This window comes from Altererythrobacter lutimaris (assembly GCF_013371495.1).
Taxonomy (GTDB): domain Bacteria; phylum Pseudomonadota; class Alphaproteobacteria; order Sphingomonadales; family Sphingomonadaceae; genus Erythrobacter; species Erythrobacter lutimaris_A.
Genome location: NZ_JABWTA010000001.1, coordinates 1,399,236 through 1,414,205, shown reverse-complemented (window position 1 = coordinate 1,414,205; position 14,970 = coordinate 1,399,236). Strand labels below are relative to the sequence as shown.

Here is a 14,970-nt window from a genome sequence, read left to right as displayed (position 1 = left end):
TCCAGCGCCTTGGTCAATCGCGCGCGAATAACTCGTTTGCATCAATGCGCCGGGAAAGATTGGCGATGATAGCGGCGGTTACGCCCCAGATGCGATATCCCTCATAGTCCATTTCGAGGTAATGGCGCATCGCGCCGCGCCAGAAGACCTCATGCTCTTCGAAGTTTCCGCGGTTAAGCAGCATATCGAGCGGCGCTTCGAACCATGCTTCGACCTCGCTCGGACTTGGGATCAGGGTTTCAGTCACTTCAGGCGCAACCACAGCGATCACCGGGGTCACATCAAACCCTGTGCCGGTCTGATAGCGGTCCGTTGTTCCGATCACCTCGACCTGTGCAGGATCGAGCGCGATTTCTTCATGCGCCTCACGCAGCGCGGCCGCGATGGCATCTTCGCCCGGATCGATCTTGCCACCGGGAAAGGCAACCTGGCCGGGATGGTCGCGCATGTTGTTGGGGCGTTGCGTCAGGAGAACACCGGGCTGTTCGCGATCAGTAATCGCAATGAGGACAGCGGCTTCAGCGGTACGACTTGAGTCGGCAAAGCGCGCATCGCTCATCAGATCGGCCACTTCGCGCTGATGCCCTTGCTTCAGCAGCGCGGTCAGGCGCTCAACGAGAGCGGAGGCTGTCACGCGGCTTCGGGGATCAGGCTGAAAGTCTTGCCTGCGCTTTCGACCGACATGTCCTCGCTCTCTTCAAGTGCAATGTCGGCAAGCTGCTGCCACGTCGAGCGGTTCAACCGCGCTTCGCAGCCGCGCCGGACATACAAATAGATGGCGGGCGTTTCCGGATCGCCAGCAGCGCGCAAAGCGTGGTCCGGACCAGCGATGATAAATTCGTCCGTATTAAGCCTGAAGGCCAAGCCTCCTTCGCGCCGGACAACATCGGTGGCGACAAAGGCCGCATCTTCGACCTCGATGCTGAGCTTTTCGAATGGACTGATGAGGAAATGCTGCCCATCGCCATCGCGGATCAGCAATCCCGAGAAGGCGCGCATCATGGCATCGCGCGTGATCGGCGAGCCATCGTGATACCATTGCCCGTCGGCTGCAATCCGCATGCGGCTGTCACCAAGTTTCTGCGGCGCCCAGCCTTCAACCGGTGGGAGTTTGCGTTGCGCAACCTGCTCAGCGATTTGCGAGAGGGTCAATTCAGCGAGATGGGGAGGGGGTTCGTACGGCATTGGTTCGATTGAAATGGCAGAAGACGGGATTGGCCTCAACCCATGCCTTCCCACGGCCCCAGCATGCCATCGGCGGGCAAAACGGCGGGGTTGTCACAACGCACCAGCAAGCGCGCGGGATCATTGGGGCCGGGACAATGCCAGCCTGCGGTATGCTTAGCCGTGAAGCCCCACATGCCGTAATATTCAACATCGCCGATCAGGACTTGCGGTAAGGCCAGCGCGCCGCCGGACGTATCAGTGATGGCCTGCAAGCTCGCGAGCATCAGGGCTTTGCCATAACCTTCGCTTTGATGCTCGGGCAGGACTGCGACCGGTCCAACCATAAGCAAGGGATGCGCGCGTCCGTCGGTATCGGTGAGAGCAACCGGCCATATTTGGATAGTGCCCACCAGCATGTCGTCATCGTCAAGAGCAGCAAAGCTGAGTGCAGGCAGCCAATCCATACCTGTACGGATGCGATAGGCGGTGCGCGCATGCCGATCCGGCCCGAAAGCGCGGTCAAGCACTTGCTCGATCAGGTCGGGTTCCACCTGCGCAAGAGGGATTAGCGTCGCCATAGCGCCGCGCGCTTAGTGTGCGCATTCGCTGATGTCGATACTCAAACTCGCTGTGAGCGCGAGTTACTCACTCAGCGGTCAGCTTGATGAGCTTGCCTTCTTCACCATCGGTGAGAACCCACACAGCGCCGTCAGGTCCAATATCAATCGCGCGGGCACGTTCATCGAGATCGATCCGTTCTGCTTCGCTTGCCGTTTCGCCATCGATTGCTACCCGGACCACACCAAGTGATTGCAGTCCTGCGATCAGCGCCTGACCCTTCCACTCGGTAAACATGTCGCCATCGTAGAACACCATGTCGCCCGGCGCGATAACAGGGGTCCAGGTGATGGCAGGCTTGGTAAAGCCATCGTCCTCGCTGTGATCCGGAATGGGCTTGCCGCTGTAGTGATTGCCGTAGGAACGTGTCGGCCAACCATAATTGGCGCCTTCCGCCACAAGGTTAAGCTCGTCACCGCCCGCCGGGCCATGTTCGACGTCCCAGAGACGTCCGTCCGCATCCCAGTCCATGCCGAGGATGTTGCGGTGGCCGTAGGACCAGATCTCAGATGTCACGCCGCCATCAGCAGCAAACGGATTTCCTTCGGCGGTTGACCCATCAAGGTTCAAGCGAACGACTGTGCCGAGATTGTTGGAATTGTCTTGTGCAGGCTCCAGTTCCTGCCGGTCGCCGCTCGCAAGGAACAGATAGCTCTCGTCAGGCGCAATCGCGATGCGGTGCGAGTAGTGACCACGTCGCGAGGTCTTGGGCGTCTGCCGCCAGACGACTTCGAGTTCGCTGATCGCGCACGCCTCCGCACTGCACAGGAATTGGCCTTTGCCCATCACTGCACCGCGCGTATTGCCATCGCCTGCCTCTGCCCAAGTCAGGTAGATCGTACGCGGAGCATCCAGCGTCAGCGCCGCTTCGCTTTCGAGAAACGCGATATCGCCGAGGCCGCCTTGGCCGCCATAATCCACTTCCGGCGCGCCTGAGACCGGCATGATCGTGCCGGCACCTGTATCGATCACTTTGATCGTGCCGGCTTTCTCTGTGACAGCGAGCATGCGCGTGGCAGGAATAAAGGCCGCCGCCCATGGCTCGTTGAACTCCGCGAACTCTTCGATCGCAACGGAATGACCGGAAGAGGCGGTTTGCGTTTCCCCATTTGATTGCGCACTGCAGCTTGCAGCCACCAGTGCAGCGGGGAATAGGATGGCGGTTCGATTGAATGGAATGGTCATGGTTCTCGAAACTCCTCTGAACGGCTTTAGTGCCCATTCCGGTCTCGCTCAGCCGCTGATTGCAGGCATCGACGAGGCGGGACGTGGCCCCTTGGCTGGACCGGTTGTGGCAGCCGCAGTGATTCTGGGAAGCTCATACCCGCAAGGATTGGACGATTCCAAGAAACTCTCTGCCAAACGGCGCGCGGCGCTCGACGAAGAGGTGCGAGCAAGCTGCGCTTGGGGCGTGGGCGTGGTTGAAGCAGGCGAGATTGATACGCTCAACATTCTTGTCGCGACCATGACCGCGATGACCCGTGCGATGGAGCAATTGCTCTCTGTGATTGACGGATCGCCACAAGAGATCCTGATTGACGGAAATATGACACCACACGGCCGTGCGAAGGGTTGGCAATGGCCAGCGCGCGCTATTGTAGGAGGTGATGGAAAAGAGCCAGCGATCTCAGCAGCTTCCATCATAGCTAAGGAATGGCGCGACCGCATGATGCTTGAAGCGGCGAGCGAACATCCCCATTACGGGTGGGAAAGAAACAAGGGTTATGGAACGGCAGAGCATATGGAAGCGTTGCGCATCCATGGACCGTGTTCGTACCACCGCCAGAGCTTTGCCCCGGTTGCGCAGGCTAGCCTGCTCTAAGCCGCTTTAGGAACTGTCACAAATAATGATCGAAGCCATCATCCTGAGCGTCCTTGGCCTTGTTGGCCTTGCGGTGGGCGGCGAGTTTCTCGTGCGCGGCTCGGTCGCGATTGCGCATCGCTTGGGCATTTCCAATCTCGTCACGGGTCTCGTCATCGTCGGCTTTGCGACCAGCATGCCGGAAATGGTCGCGAGTGTTCAGGCAGCGCTTGCCGGTTCGCCGGAGCTGGCCTGGGGCAATATTGTCGGTTCGAACCTGGCGAACACGCTGCTGATCCTCGGTGTGACGGCGCTGGTCACACCGATTGCATTGAAAGGAACGGGTAAGAGGGATGCCGTGGTCGCCCTTGGCGTGACTTTGCTGCTTTGGGCAATCACCTATGCGCAGACCGGCTCGATCTGGATCGGCGTTGCGCTTTTGGCGGGTCTCGCGGCCTATATCTATTGGCGCTACAATCACCCTCGGCCGGATGATGAAGATGATCACGAAGAAGAGGCGGACCTTAAGCCGTATTTGGCAGTCATAGCCTTCCTTGGCGGCCTTGGCTTGCTGGTGGCTGGCGGTACGGCATTAGTGAGCGGCGCGATCGATCTTGCGCGCATTTTCGGCGTGAGCGAGACAGTGATCGGGCTCACCATCGTGGCAATCGGAACATCCTTGCCAGAGCTGGCAGCATCCATCGCGGCCGCCTTGCGCGGCAAAGCTGGCCTGGCGCTCGGCAATGTGCTCGGCTCCAACATCTACAACATCCTGCTGATTGGCGGCGTCACCATGGTGGTTGCACCTGTTGCCGTTCCAGCGGATCTACTCGGTTTCGAGTTCGCACTGCTTGCCTTGTCCGCACTGGTATTGCTGCTCGTACTTGCAACCGCGAAATATATCGGCCGGTTTGCAGGTTTCCTGCTGGCCGGCGTATTCGCGGCGAACACCGCTTTCGTGTTTGTCAGCTAAGGCGCGTCTACAAATCATCGACATTGCGAGCAGGTGAGTCCTCGAGGTCACACCCCATCATCTCGAGTCTGCGAAACACACGCAGACTCAATATCTTGTGCGGGACTCCTTTTGTTCCGTCATAACTAACGCCGCATTAACCATAATCGCCGATAATTCTGTTCTTGACGCGGGACTCCATAGGACTCACCCTGTGGATAACTCTGCCAAAGGAATGTGGATATGGGCGTCCTTGAGACCACCAAAACGCGCGCCAAGCGTCTTGAAACAGCCGTGGAGCTGCCGATCGGGCGGATCCTTGATGGCGACTGTGTGGAAGCCATGCGCAAGCTGCCCGACGCGAGCGTGGACCTGGTATTCGCGGACCCTCCTTACAATCTCCAGCTTGGCGGTGACTTGAATCGTCCCGACGGCAGCGCTGTCGATGCTGTTACAGATCACTGGGACCAGTTCGACAGCTTCCGTGTTTATGATGAGTTCACACGTGACTGGCTGACCGAGGCCAAACGCGTCCTGAAGCCCGATGGCGCGCTTTGGGTCATTGGAAGCTATCATAATATCTACCGCGTTGGCGCGATCCTGCAGGATTTGGGCTTCTGGATCTTGAACGATATCGTCTGGCGCAAGTCGAACCCGATGCCGAATTTCAAAGGCACGCGCTTCACCAATGCGCATGAGACTTTGCTGTGGTGCAGTCAGGGCGAGAAAGCGAAGTATCACTTCAACTATCGCGCGATGAAGACTTTGAATGACGAGTTGCAAATGCGCAGCGACTGGGTGCTGCCAATCTGTGCGGGCGCCGAGCGGCTGAAAGAGGGCGGCACAAAGGTGCACCCGACGCAGAAGCCGGAAAGCCTGCTTTACCGCGTGCTGCTTGCAACGACGGAGAAGGGCGACGTGATTCTCGACCCATTCTTCGGCACCGGCACAACCGGCGCGGTGGCTAAGCGCCTGGGCCGTGAATGGATCGGATGCGAGCGCGAGAACGTCTATCGCGATGCGGCTTACAAGCGGATCGAGAAAGAGCTGCCGCTTGATGAAAGCGCGCTTGAAACGATGCAGAGCAAGAAGTCTGCGCCTCGTGTCGCTTTCGGAGCATTGGTCGAGAACGGTTACCTCAAACCCGGCACAGAAGTGTTCGACAAGAAGCGCCGTTGGGTTGCGACAGTGCGCGCTGATGGTTCTCTGGCAATCGGTAATCAGACCGGCTCAATCCACGGACTCGGCAAGGAGCTGCAAGGCGCGCCGAGCTGCAATGGCTGGACCTTCTGGCACTACGAAGTCGATGGACCAAACGGCAAAGACGTGAAGCCGATCGACGCTGCCCGGCAGACTTATTTGCTCGCCACCGAGGATTAAACACGGCTCGCCGCGAGAGCTGCGATGTTCAGGAAAACAACAGCTTTCAAAGCCTTTCAGTTGTCACGTCGGCACATTCCCCCAGCCGACGATGACAATAGGAAAGACAATGAAAAAGCTATTGATTTCAGGAAGTATTATTGCTCTCGCTCTGCCTGTCGCAGCTCATGCACAGGACAAGGAAAGCGGACCCTATATCGGGGTCAGCGGCGGATTGGTTCTTCCCGGCGAATCCGACAATTCCGGCGAATTCGACACGACTGTTCCGGCCACCGATGACTGGCCCGAGATCCCTGCGGGCACTGAGCTCGGCTGGGAAACCGAGTTCGATGACGGTTACTCGATCTCTGGCCAGATCGGCTACGCATTCGAGAACGGCCTTCGCACCGAACTCGAAGGTTCCTTCACGAAATACGATGTCGACAGCCATAGCGAACTGACCGTTGGCGGAACCGATATTGACGCGCTTGATGTCGCGGTTCTGACCCGCGCGGCGCCGGATGCAGCCAATCCGACGGTTGGTGCAGTGATTGCCGATGGGCAGGGCTCAGTGAAGAATTTCGGACTGTTTGGTAACGTGTTCTACGACATCCAGACCGGCAGTGCGTTCAAGCCCTATGTCGGGGCAGGCGTTGGCTATCAATGGGTCGATGCTGAGTTCGCGCCATCGGGCGTTGATGTGGCGGACGATGATGACGGCGCATTCTCCTATCAATTGATGGCAGGTGCGGGCTTTGCCGTGACCGAAAGCGTCGATCTGTTCGCGCAATACACTTATCGTGACACGTTCGAGGACGCCGAGGTGCCATTGAACTTGCTGCCAGCGACCCTGGGCGTTGAATCGCAGCAATCCATTCTTTCAGCAGGAATACGCTTTCGCTTCGGCGGTTAATCAGCACTCCTCTTGAGAAGACACAAGAAGAGGGGCTGTGCCGCTGGTGCAGCCCCTTTTTGTGGCCTGTCCTACAGCGCGCAGGCTGACTAAACTCGGGGAATGTTGCGCCTTTTGCCCTTCCAATCCATCCGCCAATCGCCGAACGCATACCCCGTGAAGTTTTCTTTCTCAGGACTGTGTAACATGCGTATCCAACATGCCTTTGGTGAAAGCGCCTTGCGATGAGCGAGAGCGTCTACATCCGCCCTCTGACGACCGTGCCCGGACCGCAATCCGCCGATGGTGACGCACTGCGGCTAGCCGGCGGAATGGTCTATGCGCGTGAATTTGCGGTGATCGTCCGCAAAGGTGGCGAGACTGTCTCACGAACGCTGGCGACCTCGGGCACCATTGACGGCGTGATTGCTAGTCTGCCTGACACGGTTCGCGAGGAAGCGCAGGACCAGTGGACCAATCTCGGCCTGGTTCACCCACCCATGCAGTTGGGGGAGCGTACTGTCCGGCTCGATCAGCCGCAGATCGTGGGTATCCTCAATGTGACGCCTGACAGCTTCTCGGACGGCGGGCAGTTCCTCGATGATGTTGAAGCGGGGCGCGAGCATGCTTCCGCGATGATCGAATCAGGTGCCGCCCTGATCGACATTGGCGGCGAAAGCACGCGGCCGGGCGCTGCGGCAACCTGGGAAGGCGATGAGAAGGAGCGGGTCCTGCCTGCGGTTGAATATTGCTCTGCCATGGGCGCAGCGATCAGCATCGACAGCCGGCGTGCTGGCGTTCTCGAGGCGGCGCTGGACGCAGGCGCGCATGCGATCAACGATGTCTCTGCCATGCGGCACGATCCGCGAACGGCCGAGCTTGCAGCGCGAGCAGGCTGTCCTGTGATCCTTATGCATGCACCCGGCGACGGCGATGATCTCCATGCTGACGGCAATTACACCAGCGTCGTGTTCGACGTGTTCGATGGGCTCAAGGAACGGCGCGATGCGGCCGTGTCTTCCGGCATTTCCCGGTCAAAGATCGTGCTTGATCCCGGCATCGGCTTTGGCAAATCGTTGGCGGACAATCTCGCGCTCATCAATGCGCTGCCGCTGTTCCACGCGCTCGGGCAGCCAATCCTGCTTGGCGCGAGCCGCAAGCGGATGATTGGTGCATTGTCGAATGAGGCCCCGGTTGAGCAGCGATTAGGCGGTTCGCTCGCTTTGGCGGTCGCGGGGATGAATGCAGGCGTACAGATGCTGCGCGTGCATGACGTGGCGCAGACCGTTCAAGCGCGCAATGTATGGCGAGGATTACGCGACGCAGCGCTTACGGACTTTGCGGAATTGCCTCCGGTTTGAAACTGGCTTGCGGGATTGGCACGCTGCTAGAGCGTGAACCCACCATCGCTTACCAGCACGTGGCCGGTGATGTTGGAAGCGGCATCGGACAGCAGATAGAGGATCGTGTCGGCCATCTCTGCCGAGCTCGCAAAGCGGCCATTAGGCGTCGTGCTCGCGAGCTTCTTGATCGCTGCCTCGCGCCCTTCTGCAGCGACCAGCGCTTTGAAGTCCTCCGAGCTTTCCCAGATCGCAGTGTCGACGCCGCCCGGCGCAATGGCGTTCACTCGAATACCGTTCGCGACCCCGTCAAGCGCGGCAATCCGCGCCATATGCGCCACCGCGGCTTTGGAAACGCCATAAGGTCCGATGCCTCCAATCGCTTTCACGCCGGTGGTGGAAGAGACGACAACTGCGCTGCCGCCATTGCTCCCCATCGCGCGCATGGCGGTGCCGAGCGTCAGGAAGGCGCCATCGAGATTGACGTCCATGACGCGGCGCCACTCGGCAAAGTCGAGGTCCGGGATCGCTCCGCCGGAGCCAATGCCCGCATTGACGACAGCATGATCGAGCTTGCCAAGCTGCGGCTCCAGCTCTTGCCAAAGCGCGGGATCGCCCACGCTTCCAACGACGCGGTTCACCTCGCAAGGCAAATCCAGCGCTTCAAGGCCAGCTTCGTCCACATCGATCAAGGTAAGCGTGGCCGCGCCGCGCGCAGCGAGCGCTTCTGCGCACGCTTTACCGATACCGGAAGCCGCGCCGGTGACCAGCGCGCTTCGACCTTTAAAGTCTTGAGATCCCGTCATGCGCCTGCGCTAGGCGGACGGGCTGCGTCAATCAAGCAGCGTTGTCGATGCCCAGGTCAGCAAGCTTGCGGTAAAGCGTCGAGCGACCAATGCCGAGACGGCGCGCGACTTCGGTCATCCGGCCGCGATAATGGCCTATCGCCAGGCGGATCACATCGGCTTCGATCTCTTCCAGTGGGCGCAAATTGCCGTCATCGGTGTAGAGCATCACACCGACGCCTTCCTGATGCGGAGAAGATGCGCGTGCACGCGGCTCGCCGAGCAGCTCCGACAATTGCGGGAAGCTCGCAGACGTCAGCGATTCATCATCGCAGAACACAGCAGCGCGGAACAGTACCGCTTGCAGCTGGCGTACGTTGCCCGGCCAATCATAGGCTTGCAGCAGCGTCAGCGCGCTGTCGGCAATCGACATGTGACGCAGGCCTGGCTGCTCACCGATCCGGCCAAGGAAATGGCGGGTGAGGGCAGGAATATCGCCGGCCCGCTCGCGCAAAGGCGGCAGAGTGATGAGTGTTGGTGCCAGCAGCTCGAACAGCCTCTCGCGGAATTGGCCCGCTTTGACGAGCTCGCGCAGCGGGAAGTTGCTGGCAGAGAAGATCCGGATATCGACGCGGAAGCCGTGCGTTGCGCCAAGCGGGCGTACGATGCCTTCAGAAAGGACCTCTTCCAGCTTTTCCTGCAAGCTGTCGTCCAGACGGTCGATTTCATCGAGCATCAGCGTCCCACCATCGGCCTGCTGCAACGCGCCGATCTGGCGGTCGAACGCGCCCGGGAAAGCGTTTGGCTCGTGGCCGAACAGGACAGAGGGCAGATTGCTCGCTGGAATCCCGCCGATATTGATCGTGCGTAGCGCAAGCTTCGTGCGAGGACTTGCGCCATGCATGGCGCGCATCAGCATTTCCTTGCCGGTCCCGCCTTCGCCTTCGATGACGACATTGGCATGGCCACGCGCAGCCTTTGCTGCTTGTGCAAGCGCTGTGCGGAAAGTCGGTGCAGTGCCGATCATTGCATCGAAGTCGAGCGCTGCGCCCATCTTCTCGCTTAGCGGCATCAGCTCGTCCTGCGGGCTGGCGGCTTCGGTTGCGGCCCGCAGAGCTTCGAGTAAGCGATCAGGCGCGATCGGCTTGATGAGATAGTCGGTTGCCCCTGCACGCATCGCTTCAACAGCAAGAGCGGGGGATGCGGACGTGGTGAGCATGAGGATGGGCAGGGCAGGGCGGCGCGATTTGAGCTCTGCAATCAGATCGCAGGCATCATCGCCGGGCACCCACTGGTCAAGGATGATCGCTTCCAGCTCCATCCCGTCCTGTGTGCCCAGCATTGCGATTGCGCTGTCCGGATCAGCCGCGGTTACAGTGCGCCAACCCTCACGCGCGACAAGCGCAGAGATTAACCGGCACTGCGCCGGCTCATCATCAATCAACAGAATCAAGCGCTGGTCGCTCTCTGACATGCTCTAACCGTCCCAATGCGATACGAGCGGTCAAATTAGTGAGAAGGAGTAAAGACCCGATTAAGGCTGTTGGCATGTCGCACTCATTTCGTCGCATTTTGTTGAGGACTTGGCAGCGGCAATCAGGAACGATAGAGCGCAGCCGAACATTACCGTTAACACGAGACAATACGGGGATAGGCTCAGATGGCTTCGCATGACATGAAATCGGCAAACAAGACCTATGGCGGCTTCATCAGCCTGCTGAAGTGGAGCGTGCCGATCATTGCGATCGTTACGCTATTCGTGCTCACGCTGATTGCCGAATAAGGCGCGCCGGGTTTTGCGGATCGCGGTCCTTAAGGAGCACGCCTCAGGAGAGACGCGGGTCGCCGCGACGCCTGAAACTGTCAAGAAATTCATTGGCCTGGGCGCTGAAGTTGCCGTTGAGTCTGAAGCTGGGGCAACCGCTTCGATCAGCGAATCGGCTTACACAGAGGCAGGCGCAGCTGTCGCTGCTCGCGATGCCGTGCTGAAAGGCGCTGACATCGTTTTGGGTGTTCAAGCGCCGGATGCGGGAAGCCTTGCAGGCGCAAACAGCGGTGCTTGGGTTGCGGCACTGTTCGATCCGTTCTGTAATCGCGAGCTCATTGAATCTTACGCAAAAGCCGGTCTCGAAGCGCTTTCCATGGAATTCATGCCGCGCATCACACGCGCGCAATCCATGGACGTGCTCTCAAGCCAGTCGAACCTCGCTGGGTACAAAGCGGTGATTTCCGCAGCTGACGAGTATGGCCGCGCATTCCCGATGATGATGACCGCAGCAGGCACAGTTCAAGCCGCGCGGGTCTTTGTGATGGGCGTAGGAGTTGCAGGACTTCAAGCGATTGCAACCGCGAAACGTCTGGGCGCTCAGGTCTCAGCCACGGACGTTCGTTCTGCCACCAAGGAACAGATTGCTTCGCTTGGTGCCAAGCCGATTTTTGTCGAAAGCGTCGAAGGCATCGAAGGCGAAGGTTCAGGCGGCTACGCGACTGAGATGAGCGAGGAATACCAGAAGGCTCAAGCTGAGCTGGTTTCCGAACATATCGCCAAGCAGGATATCGTCATCACTACCGCGCTGATCCCGGGGCGCGCGGCACCGCGGCTTATCTCTGACGCTCAGATCGCGACGATGAAGCCTGGCAGTGTGATATTTGACTTGGCAGTTGCACAAGGCGGCAATGTCGAAGGCTCCAAGCCTGACGAGACCGCAGTCAGCCATGGCGTCAAGATCATCGGCTTTTCAAACACCGCAAGCCATCTGGCTGCAGATGCTTCAGCGCTGTTCTCTCGCAACCTGTTCAATTTCCTCAGTGCCTTTTGGGACAAGGAAGCAGGCAAACCTGTGCTCGACGAAGAAATCGGAGACGCGGTGCGGCTGACGCAGGGCGGCAAGGTCGTGAATGAACGCCTGACGGGAGCGAACTGATGGACTTTATTTCAATCCTCTCGATCTTCGTGCTGGCGTGCTTCGTAGGCTACTACGTGGTGTGGTCGGTGACGCCCGCACTGCACACACCGTTGATGGCGGTAACGAACGCGATTTCCTCCGTGATTATCGTCGGCGCTTTGATTGCGTCGGCTGAGGCGGGGAGTGTGGTGGCCAAGTGGCTTGGCCTGATTGGCGTTGTCTTGGCTAGCGTGAACATATTTGGCGGCTTTGCCGTCACAGAGCGCATGCTCGCGATGTACAAGAAGAAGGAGAAGAAGTGATGAGCTTCGATCTCCTGGCAGCTGGCGCGGATGCCAGCGGTACACCTGCATGGGTAGCGCTTGCGTATCTCGTCTCAGGCGTCTTTTTCATCCTCGCGCTGCGGGGCTTGTCTAGTCCTGCCACATCGCGCGCGGGCAATCGCAATGGCATGATCGGTATGCTGATTGCGGTCGTAACGACGCTGGTAACACATGACATAGCAAACATCGTCGAGATTGGTTTGGCGATGTTTGTAGGCGGGGTCATCGGGCTCACAATCGCACGCCGCATTGCGATGACACAAATGCCGGAGCTTGTCGCCGGCTTTCACTCGCTGGTTGGCATGGCAGCAGTTCTGGTGGGCTGGGCAGCCTATCTGAACCCTGGTGCGTTCGGGCTGCTTGTGGGTGAAGGCACCATTTCGGCAGTCAGCAAGATCGAGATGGGTCTCGGCATCGCCATTGGTGCGATCACCTTCTCAGGCTCTGTCATCGCGTTCCTTAAACTGTCGGGCAAGATGAGTGGCTCGCCAATTCTGCTACCGCTGCGCCACGTTATCAACCTCGGCACGCTCGTGGCGATTATTGTCCTTACAGGCATGTTTGCCATCGCAAGCGGTCCGGCAGAAACCATGCCGCTGATCATCGCAGTGACGGTGCTCGCGTTCATTATTGGCTTCCTGCTCATCATTCCTATCGGCGGCGCAGATATGCCGGTCGTCGTTTCGATGTTGAACAGCTATTCCGGCTGGGCCGCCGCAGCGATGGGTTTCACTCTCGGAAACACGGCGATGATCATCACCGGCGCACTGGTCGGCTCGTCAGGCGCAATCCTCAGCTACATCATGTGCCGCGCGATGAACCGCAGCTTCATTTCCGTCATTGCGGGCGGCTTCGGCGCGGACGATAGCGCAGGCGGCGGCGAAGCGCGCGAGGCTCGCCCCTACAAGCAAGGTAGCGCAGATGATGCGGCCTTTATGCTCGAGCAGGCCGAGAAGGTCATTATCATCCCGGGTTACGGTATGGCGGTGGCGCAGGCTCAGCACGTGCTGCGCGAGATGGCAGACTTGCTCAAAGAGAAAGGCGTGGACGTTAAATATGCGATCCACCCGGTAGCGGGGCGTATGCCTGGCCACATGAATGTGCTGCTCGCTGAAGCCAACGTGCCATATGACGAAGTGTTTGAACTTGAGGACATAAACTCCGAGTTCGCACAGGCCGATGTTGCGTTCATCATCGGTGCGAATGACGTCGTGAACCCGGCGGCGAAAACCGACAAATCTTCGCCGATTTTCGGCATGCCCGTGTTCGATGTCGACAAGGCCAAGCAGGTGTTCTTCATCAAGCGCTCGATGGGCGGCGTTGGTTATGCCGGGGTCGATAACGACGTCTTCTACATGGACCAGACGATGATGCTCTTGTCGGATGCGAAGAAAATGGTCGAGGAAATCAACAAAGCTCTTGATTAGGGCGCTCGACTAGAACCTGAGGTCAATACCTTGAAAAAGCTTGTCATTCTTCTGCTGGTCGTAGCGTTGGGGGTTGGCGCGTGGATCTGGTTTGGCGGGCTGGAGGATGTGACGGAAGAGAGGGTCAAAACGGTCCTGATGGACAATGGCCTGTCTGAAAACATGGCTGATTGCATGGCGCCGCGCATGGTAGAGCGCTTGTCAATCAATCAGTTACGCAAGCTTGAGCGCGCTGCACCGCAGGACGGGGAGTCCTCGATCCCGCTTTCAACGCAAGAGGCTCTGGACCGCATTCGGCGTGTCGATGACCGCGAAGCCATTGAAGTTACAGTGGGAACTGCCGGAATCTGCGTGATAGAGACTGCATTAGATAGACGGTAGATACACGCTAGATGGACGGTAGATGATGCGCAGATTACTCAAGATCACTGGCGTGATCGCAGGGATACTCGCGATATGCTTCGTGATCTTCCGGACACCCGACACAGATCCTGCTGAAATGCGCGCCAAATATGCCAGTGAGCCTTCGCAATTCGTCACCCTGCCTGATGGGACTGAAGTCCATTACCGCGACGAGGGGCCGCGCGATGCGCTTCCTATTCTGCTTCTTCACGGCTCCAACGCAGACCTTTCCACTTGGCAGCCCTGGGCAGAGGCCTTGCGCGATGATTACCGCGTCATCCGGTTTGACCAGGCCGGACATGGCCTGACAGGTAAAGCGGGCGACTCAGACTATACTCGCGATGGCTTCATCGCAGACATTCTTGCTTTTGCTGATACTCTAAAGTTGGAGCGCTTTGTCATTGGCGGCAATTCCATGGGCGGCTCGCATTCGGTCGGCTTTGCGATCGCGCATCCTGAGCGTCTCGCGGGCATGATTCTCGTCGACGCAGGCGGCGCGCCCGTGCGGCGAGAAGAAAGCAGCGGCAATACCGGCTTTTCCATCGCCGCGATGCCGGGCGTGCGCCAGATCGCGAAGCAAATCACACCGCGCAGTCTGATCGAACGTTCGCTGAGGCAGTCCGTCAGCAATCAGAACATCGTGACCGAGGCCATGATCGACCGCTATTGGGAGATGCTGCGCTACCCCGGAAATCGCGCGGCTACGATCGAGCGTTTCTCTATTGGCTGGAGCAGTTTTGATGAAAGCGACGTCGGACAGATTACCGCCCCCACGCTGATCCTCTGGGGCGAGGAAGATACGCTCATCCCGCTGTCGGCTGGCGAGTGGTATGCGGATACACTGCCCAATGCGCAGCTCATCTCTTACCCCGGCATCGGCCATCTGCCGCAGGAAGAGGCAGCGGACCAAACAGTCGGAGATGTGCAAGAATGGCTGGTAAGCGCGCCATTAAGTATCGAAGGCAGCGAAACCTCTTCACTTTGAGCGCGCTATAGAC

General features: G+C 58.9%; 17 protein-coding genes. 11 read left to right on the top strand and 6 right to left on the bottom strand.

Going from position 1 to position 14,970, the window contains the following annotated elements:
• Nucleotides 1-13 precede the first annotated feature (13 nt).
• From HUO12_RS06875 to HUO12_RS06860, 4 genes are all read right to left on the bottom strand, one after another.
• Nucleotides 14-559 (bottom strand): CoA pyrophosphatase, encoded by a 546-nt coding sequence (locus HUO12_RS06875; RefSeq protein ID WP_176274329.1) that lies wholly within the window; start codon nucleotides 557-559, stop codon nucleotides 14-16.
• A 71-nt stretch (nucleotides 560-630) separates the two neighbouring features.
• Nucleotides 631-1,185: a DUF1285 domain-containing protein gene (locus HUO12_RS06870; protein WP_176272876.1), complete on the bottom strand. Its 555-nt coding sequence runs from the start codon at nucleotides 1,183-1,185 to the stop codon at nucleotides 631-633.
• Nucleotides 1,186-1,220: 35 nt separating this feature from the next.
• Nucleotides 1,221-1,745: a GNAT family N-acetyltransferase gene (locus HUO12_RS06865; protein WP_176272875.1), complete on the bottom strand. Its 525-nt coding sequence runs from the start codon at nucleotides 1,743-1,745 to the stop codon at nucleotides 1,221-1,223.
• Nucleotides 1,746-1,812: 67 nt separating this feature from the next.
• Nucleotides 1,813-2,970 (bottom strand): PQQ-dependent sugar dehydrogenase, encoded by a 1,158-nt coding sequence (locus HUO12_RS06860; protein WP_176272874.1) that lies wholly within the window; start codon nucleotides 2,968-2,970, stop codon nucleotides 1,813-1,815.
• Here HUO12_RS06860 and HUO12_RS06855 point away from each other — a divergent pair.
• From HUO12_RS06855 to folP, 5 genes are all read left to right on the top strand, one after another.
• The gene (locus HUO12_RS06855) at nucleotides 2,969-3,607 is read left to right on the top strand and encodes a ribonuclease HII (RefSeq protein ID WP_232367330.1); all 639 of its coding nucleotides are present in this window, start codon (nucleotides 2,969-2,971) and stop codon (nucleotides 3,605-3,607) included. The two genes, HUO12_RS06860 and HUO12_RS06855, sit on opposite strands and share 2 nt — an antisense overlap.
• A 25-nt stretch (nucleotides 3,608-3,632) precedes the next feature.
• A complete protein-coding gene (locus HUO12_RS06850) occupies nucleotides 3,633-4,559 on the top strand; it encodes a calcium/sodium antiporter (protein WP_176272873.1) in 927 nt (308 codons plus the stop codon).
• A 222-nt stretch (nucleotides 4,560-4,781) separates the two neighbouring features.
• Nucleotides 4,782-5,918 carry a site-specific DNA-methyltransferase gene (locus tag HUO12_RS06845; RefSeq protein ID WP_176272872.1) on the top strand — a complete coding sequence of 379 codons (1,137 nt, stop codon included), beginning with the start codon at nucleotides 4,782-4,784 and terminating at the stop codon, nucleotides 5,916-5,918.
• 109 nt (nucleotides 5,919-6,027) lie between these two features.
• Complete coding sequence (locus tag HUO12_RS06840) at nucleotides 6,028-6,810, top strand: outer membrane protein (protein WP_176272871.1); 783 nt, start codon at nucleotides 6,028-6,030, stop codon at nucleotides 6,808-6,810.
• Nucleotides 6,811-7,034: 224 nt separating this feature from the next.
• Nucleotides 7,035-8,150 carry a dihydropteroate synthase gene (gene folP / locus HUO12_RS06835; RefSeq protein ID WP_176272870.1) on the top strand — a complete coding sequence of 372 codons (1,116 nt, stop codon included), beginning with the start codon at nucleotides 7,035-7,037 and terminating at the stop codon, nucleotides 8,148-8,150.
• A gap of 26 nt (nucleotides 8,151-8,176) precedes the next feature.
• Here folP and HUO12_RS06830 read toward each other — a convergent pair whose 3' ends face one another.
• Both HUO12_RS06830 and HUO12_RS06825 read right to left on the bottom strand, forming a co-directional pair.
• Nucleotides 8,177-8,935, bottom strand: coding sequence for an SDR family NAD(P)-dependent oxidoreductase (locus HUO12_RS06830; RefSeq protein ID WP_176272869.1), 759 nt, complete (start codon nucleotides 8,933-8,935; stop codon nucleotides 8,177-8,179).
• A 31-nt stretch (nucleotides 8,936-8,966) separates the two neighbouring features.
• Nucleotides 8,967-10,388, bottom strand: coding sequence for a sigma-54-dependent transcriptional regulator (locus HUO12_RS06825; protein ID WP_176272868.1), 1,422 nt, complete (start codon nucleotides 10,386-10,388; stop codon nucleotides 8,967-8,969).
• A gap of 186 nt (nucleotides 10,389-10,574) precedes the next feature.
• Here HUO12_RS06825 and HUO12_RS14595 point away from each other — a divergent pair, with 186 nt between their 5' ends.
• The 6 genes from HUO12_RS14595 to HUO12_RS06800 are packed head-to-tail and all read left to right on the top strand — an operon-like array spanning nucleotide 10,575 to nucleotide 14,957.
• The gene (locus HUO12_RS14595; RefSeq protein ID WP_269748037.1) at nucleotides 10,575-10,697 is read left to right on the top strand and encodes a hypothetical protein; all 123 of its coding nucleotides are present in this window, start codon (nucleotides 10,575-10,577) and stop codon (nucleotides 10,695-10,697) included.
• A gap of 13 nt (nucleotides 10,698-10,710) precedes the next feature.
• Nucleotides 10,711-11,838, top strand: a complete 1,128-nt coding sequence (locus HUO12_RS06820; RefSeq protein ID WP_176272867.1) for a Re/Si-specific NAD(P)(+) transhydrogenase subunit alpha — start codon at nucleotides 10,711-10,713, stop codon at nucleotides 11,836-11,838.
• Complete coding sequence (locus tag HUO12_RS06815; RefSeq protein WP_176272866.1) at nucleotides 11,838-12,122, top strand: NAD(P) transhydrogenase subunit alpha; 285 nt, start codon at nucleotides 11,838-11,840, stop codon at nucleotides 12,120-12,122. Before HUO12_RS06820 ends, HUO12_RS06815 begins: the two co-directional genes overlap by 1 nt.
• Nucleotides 12,122-13,570, top strand: a complete 1,449-nt coding sequence (locus HUO12_RS06810; RefSeq protein WP_176272865.1) for an NAD(P)(+) transhydrogenase (Re/Si-specific) subunit beta — start codon at nucleotides 12,122-12,124, stop codon at nucleotides 13,568-13,570. Before HUO12_RS06815 ends, HUO12_RS06810 begins: the two co-directional genes overlap by 1 nt.
• Before the next feature lie 30 nt (nucleotides 13,571-13,600).
• Nucleotides 13,601-13,951: a hypothetical protein gene (locus HUO12_RS06805; RefSeq protein WP_176272864.1), complete on the top strand. Its 351-nt coding sequence runs from the start codon at nucleotides 13,601-13,603 to the stop codon at nucleotides 13,949-13,951.
• A 22-nt stretch (nucleotides 13,952-13,973) separates the two neighbouring features.
• Nucleotides 13,974-14,957, top strand: a complete 984-nt coding sequence (locus HUO12_RS06800) for an alpha/beta fold hydrolase (protein ID WP_232367329.1) — start codon at nucleotides 13,974-13,976, stop codon at nucleotides 14,955-14,957.
• Nucleotides 14,958-14,970: the final 13 nt, after the last annotated feature.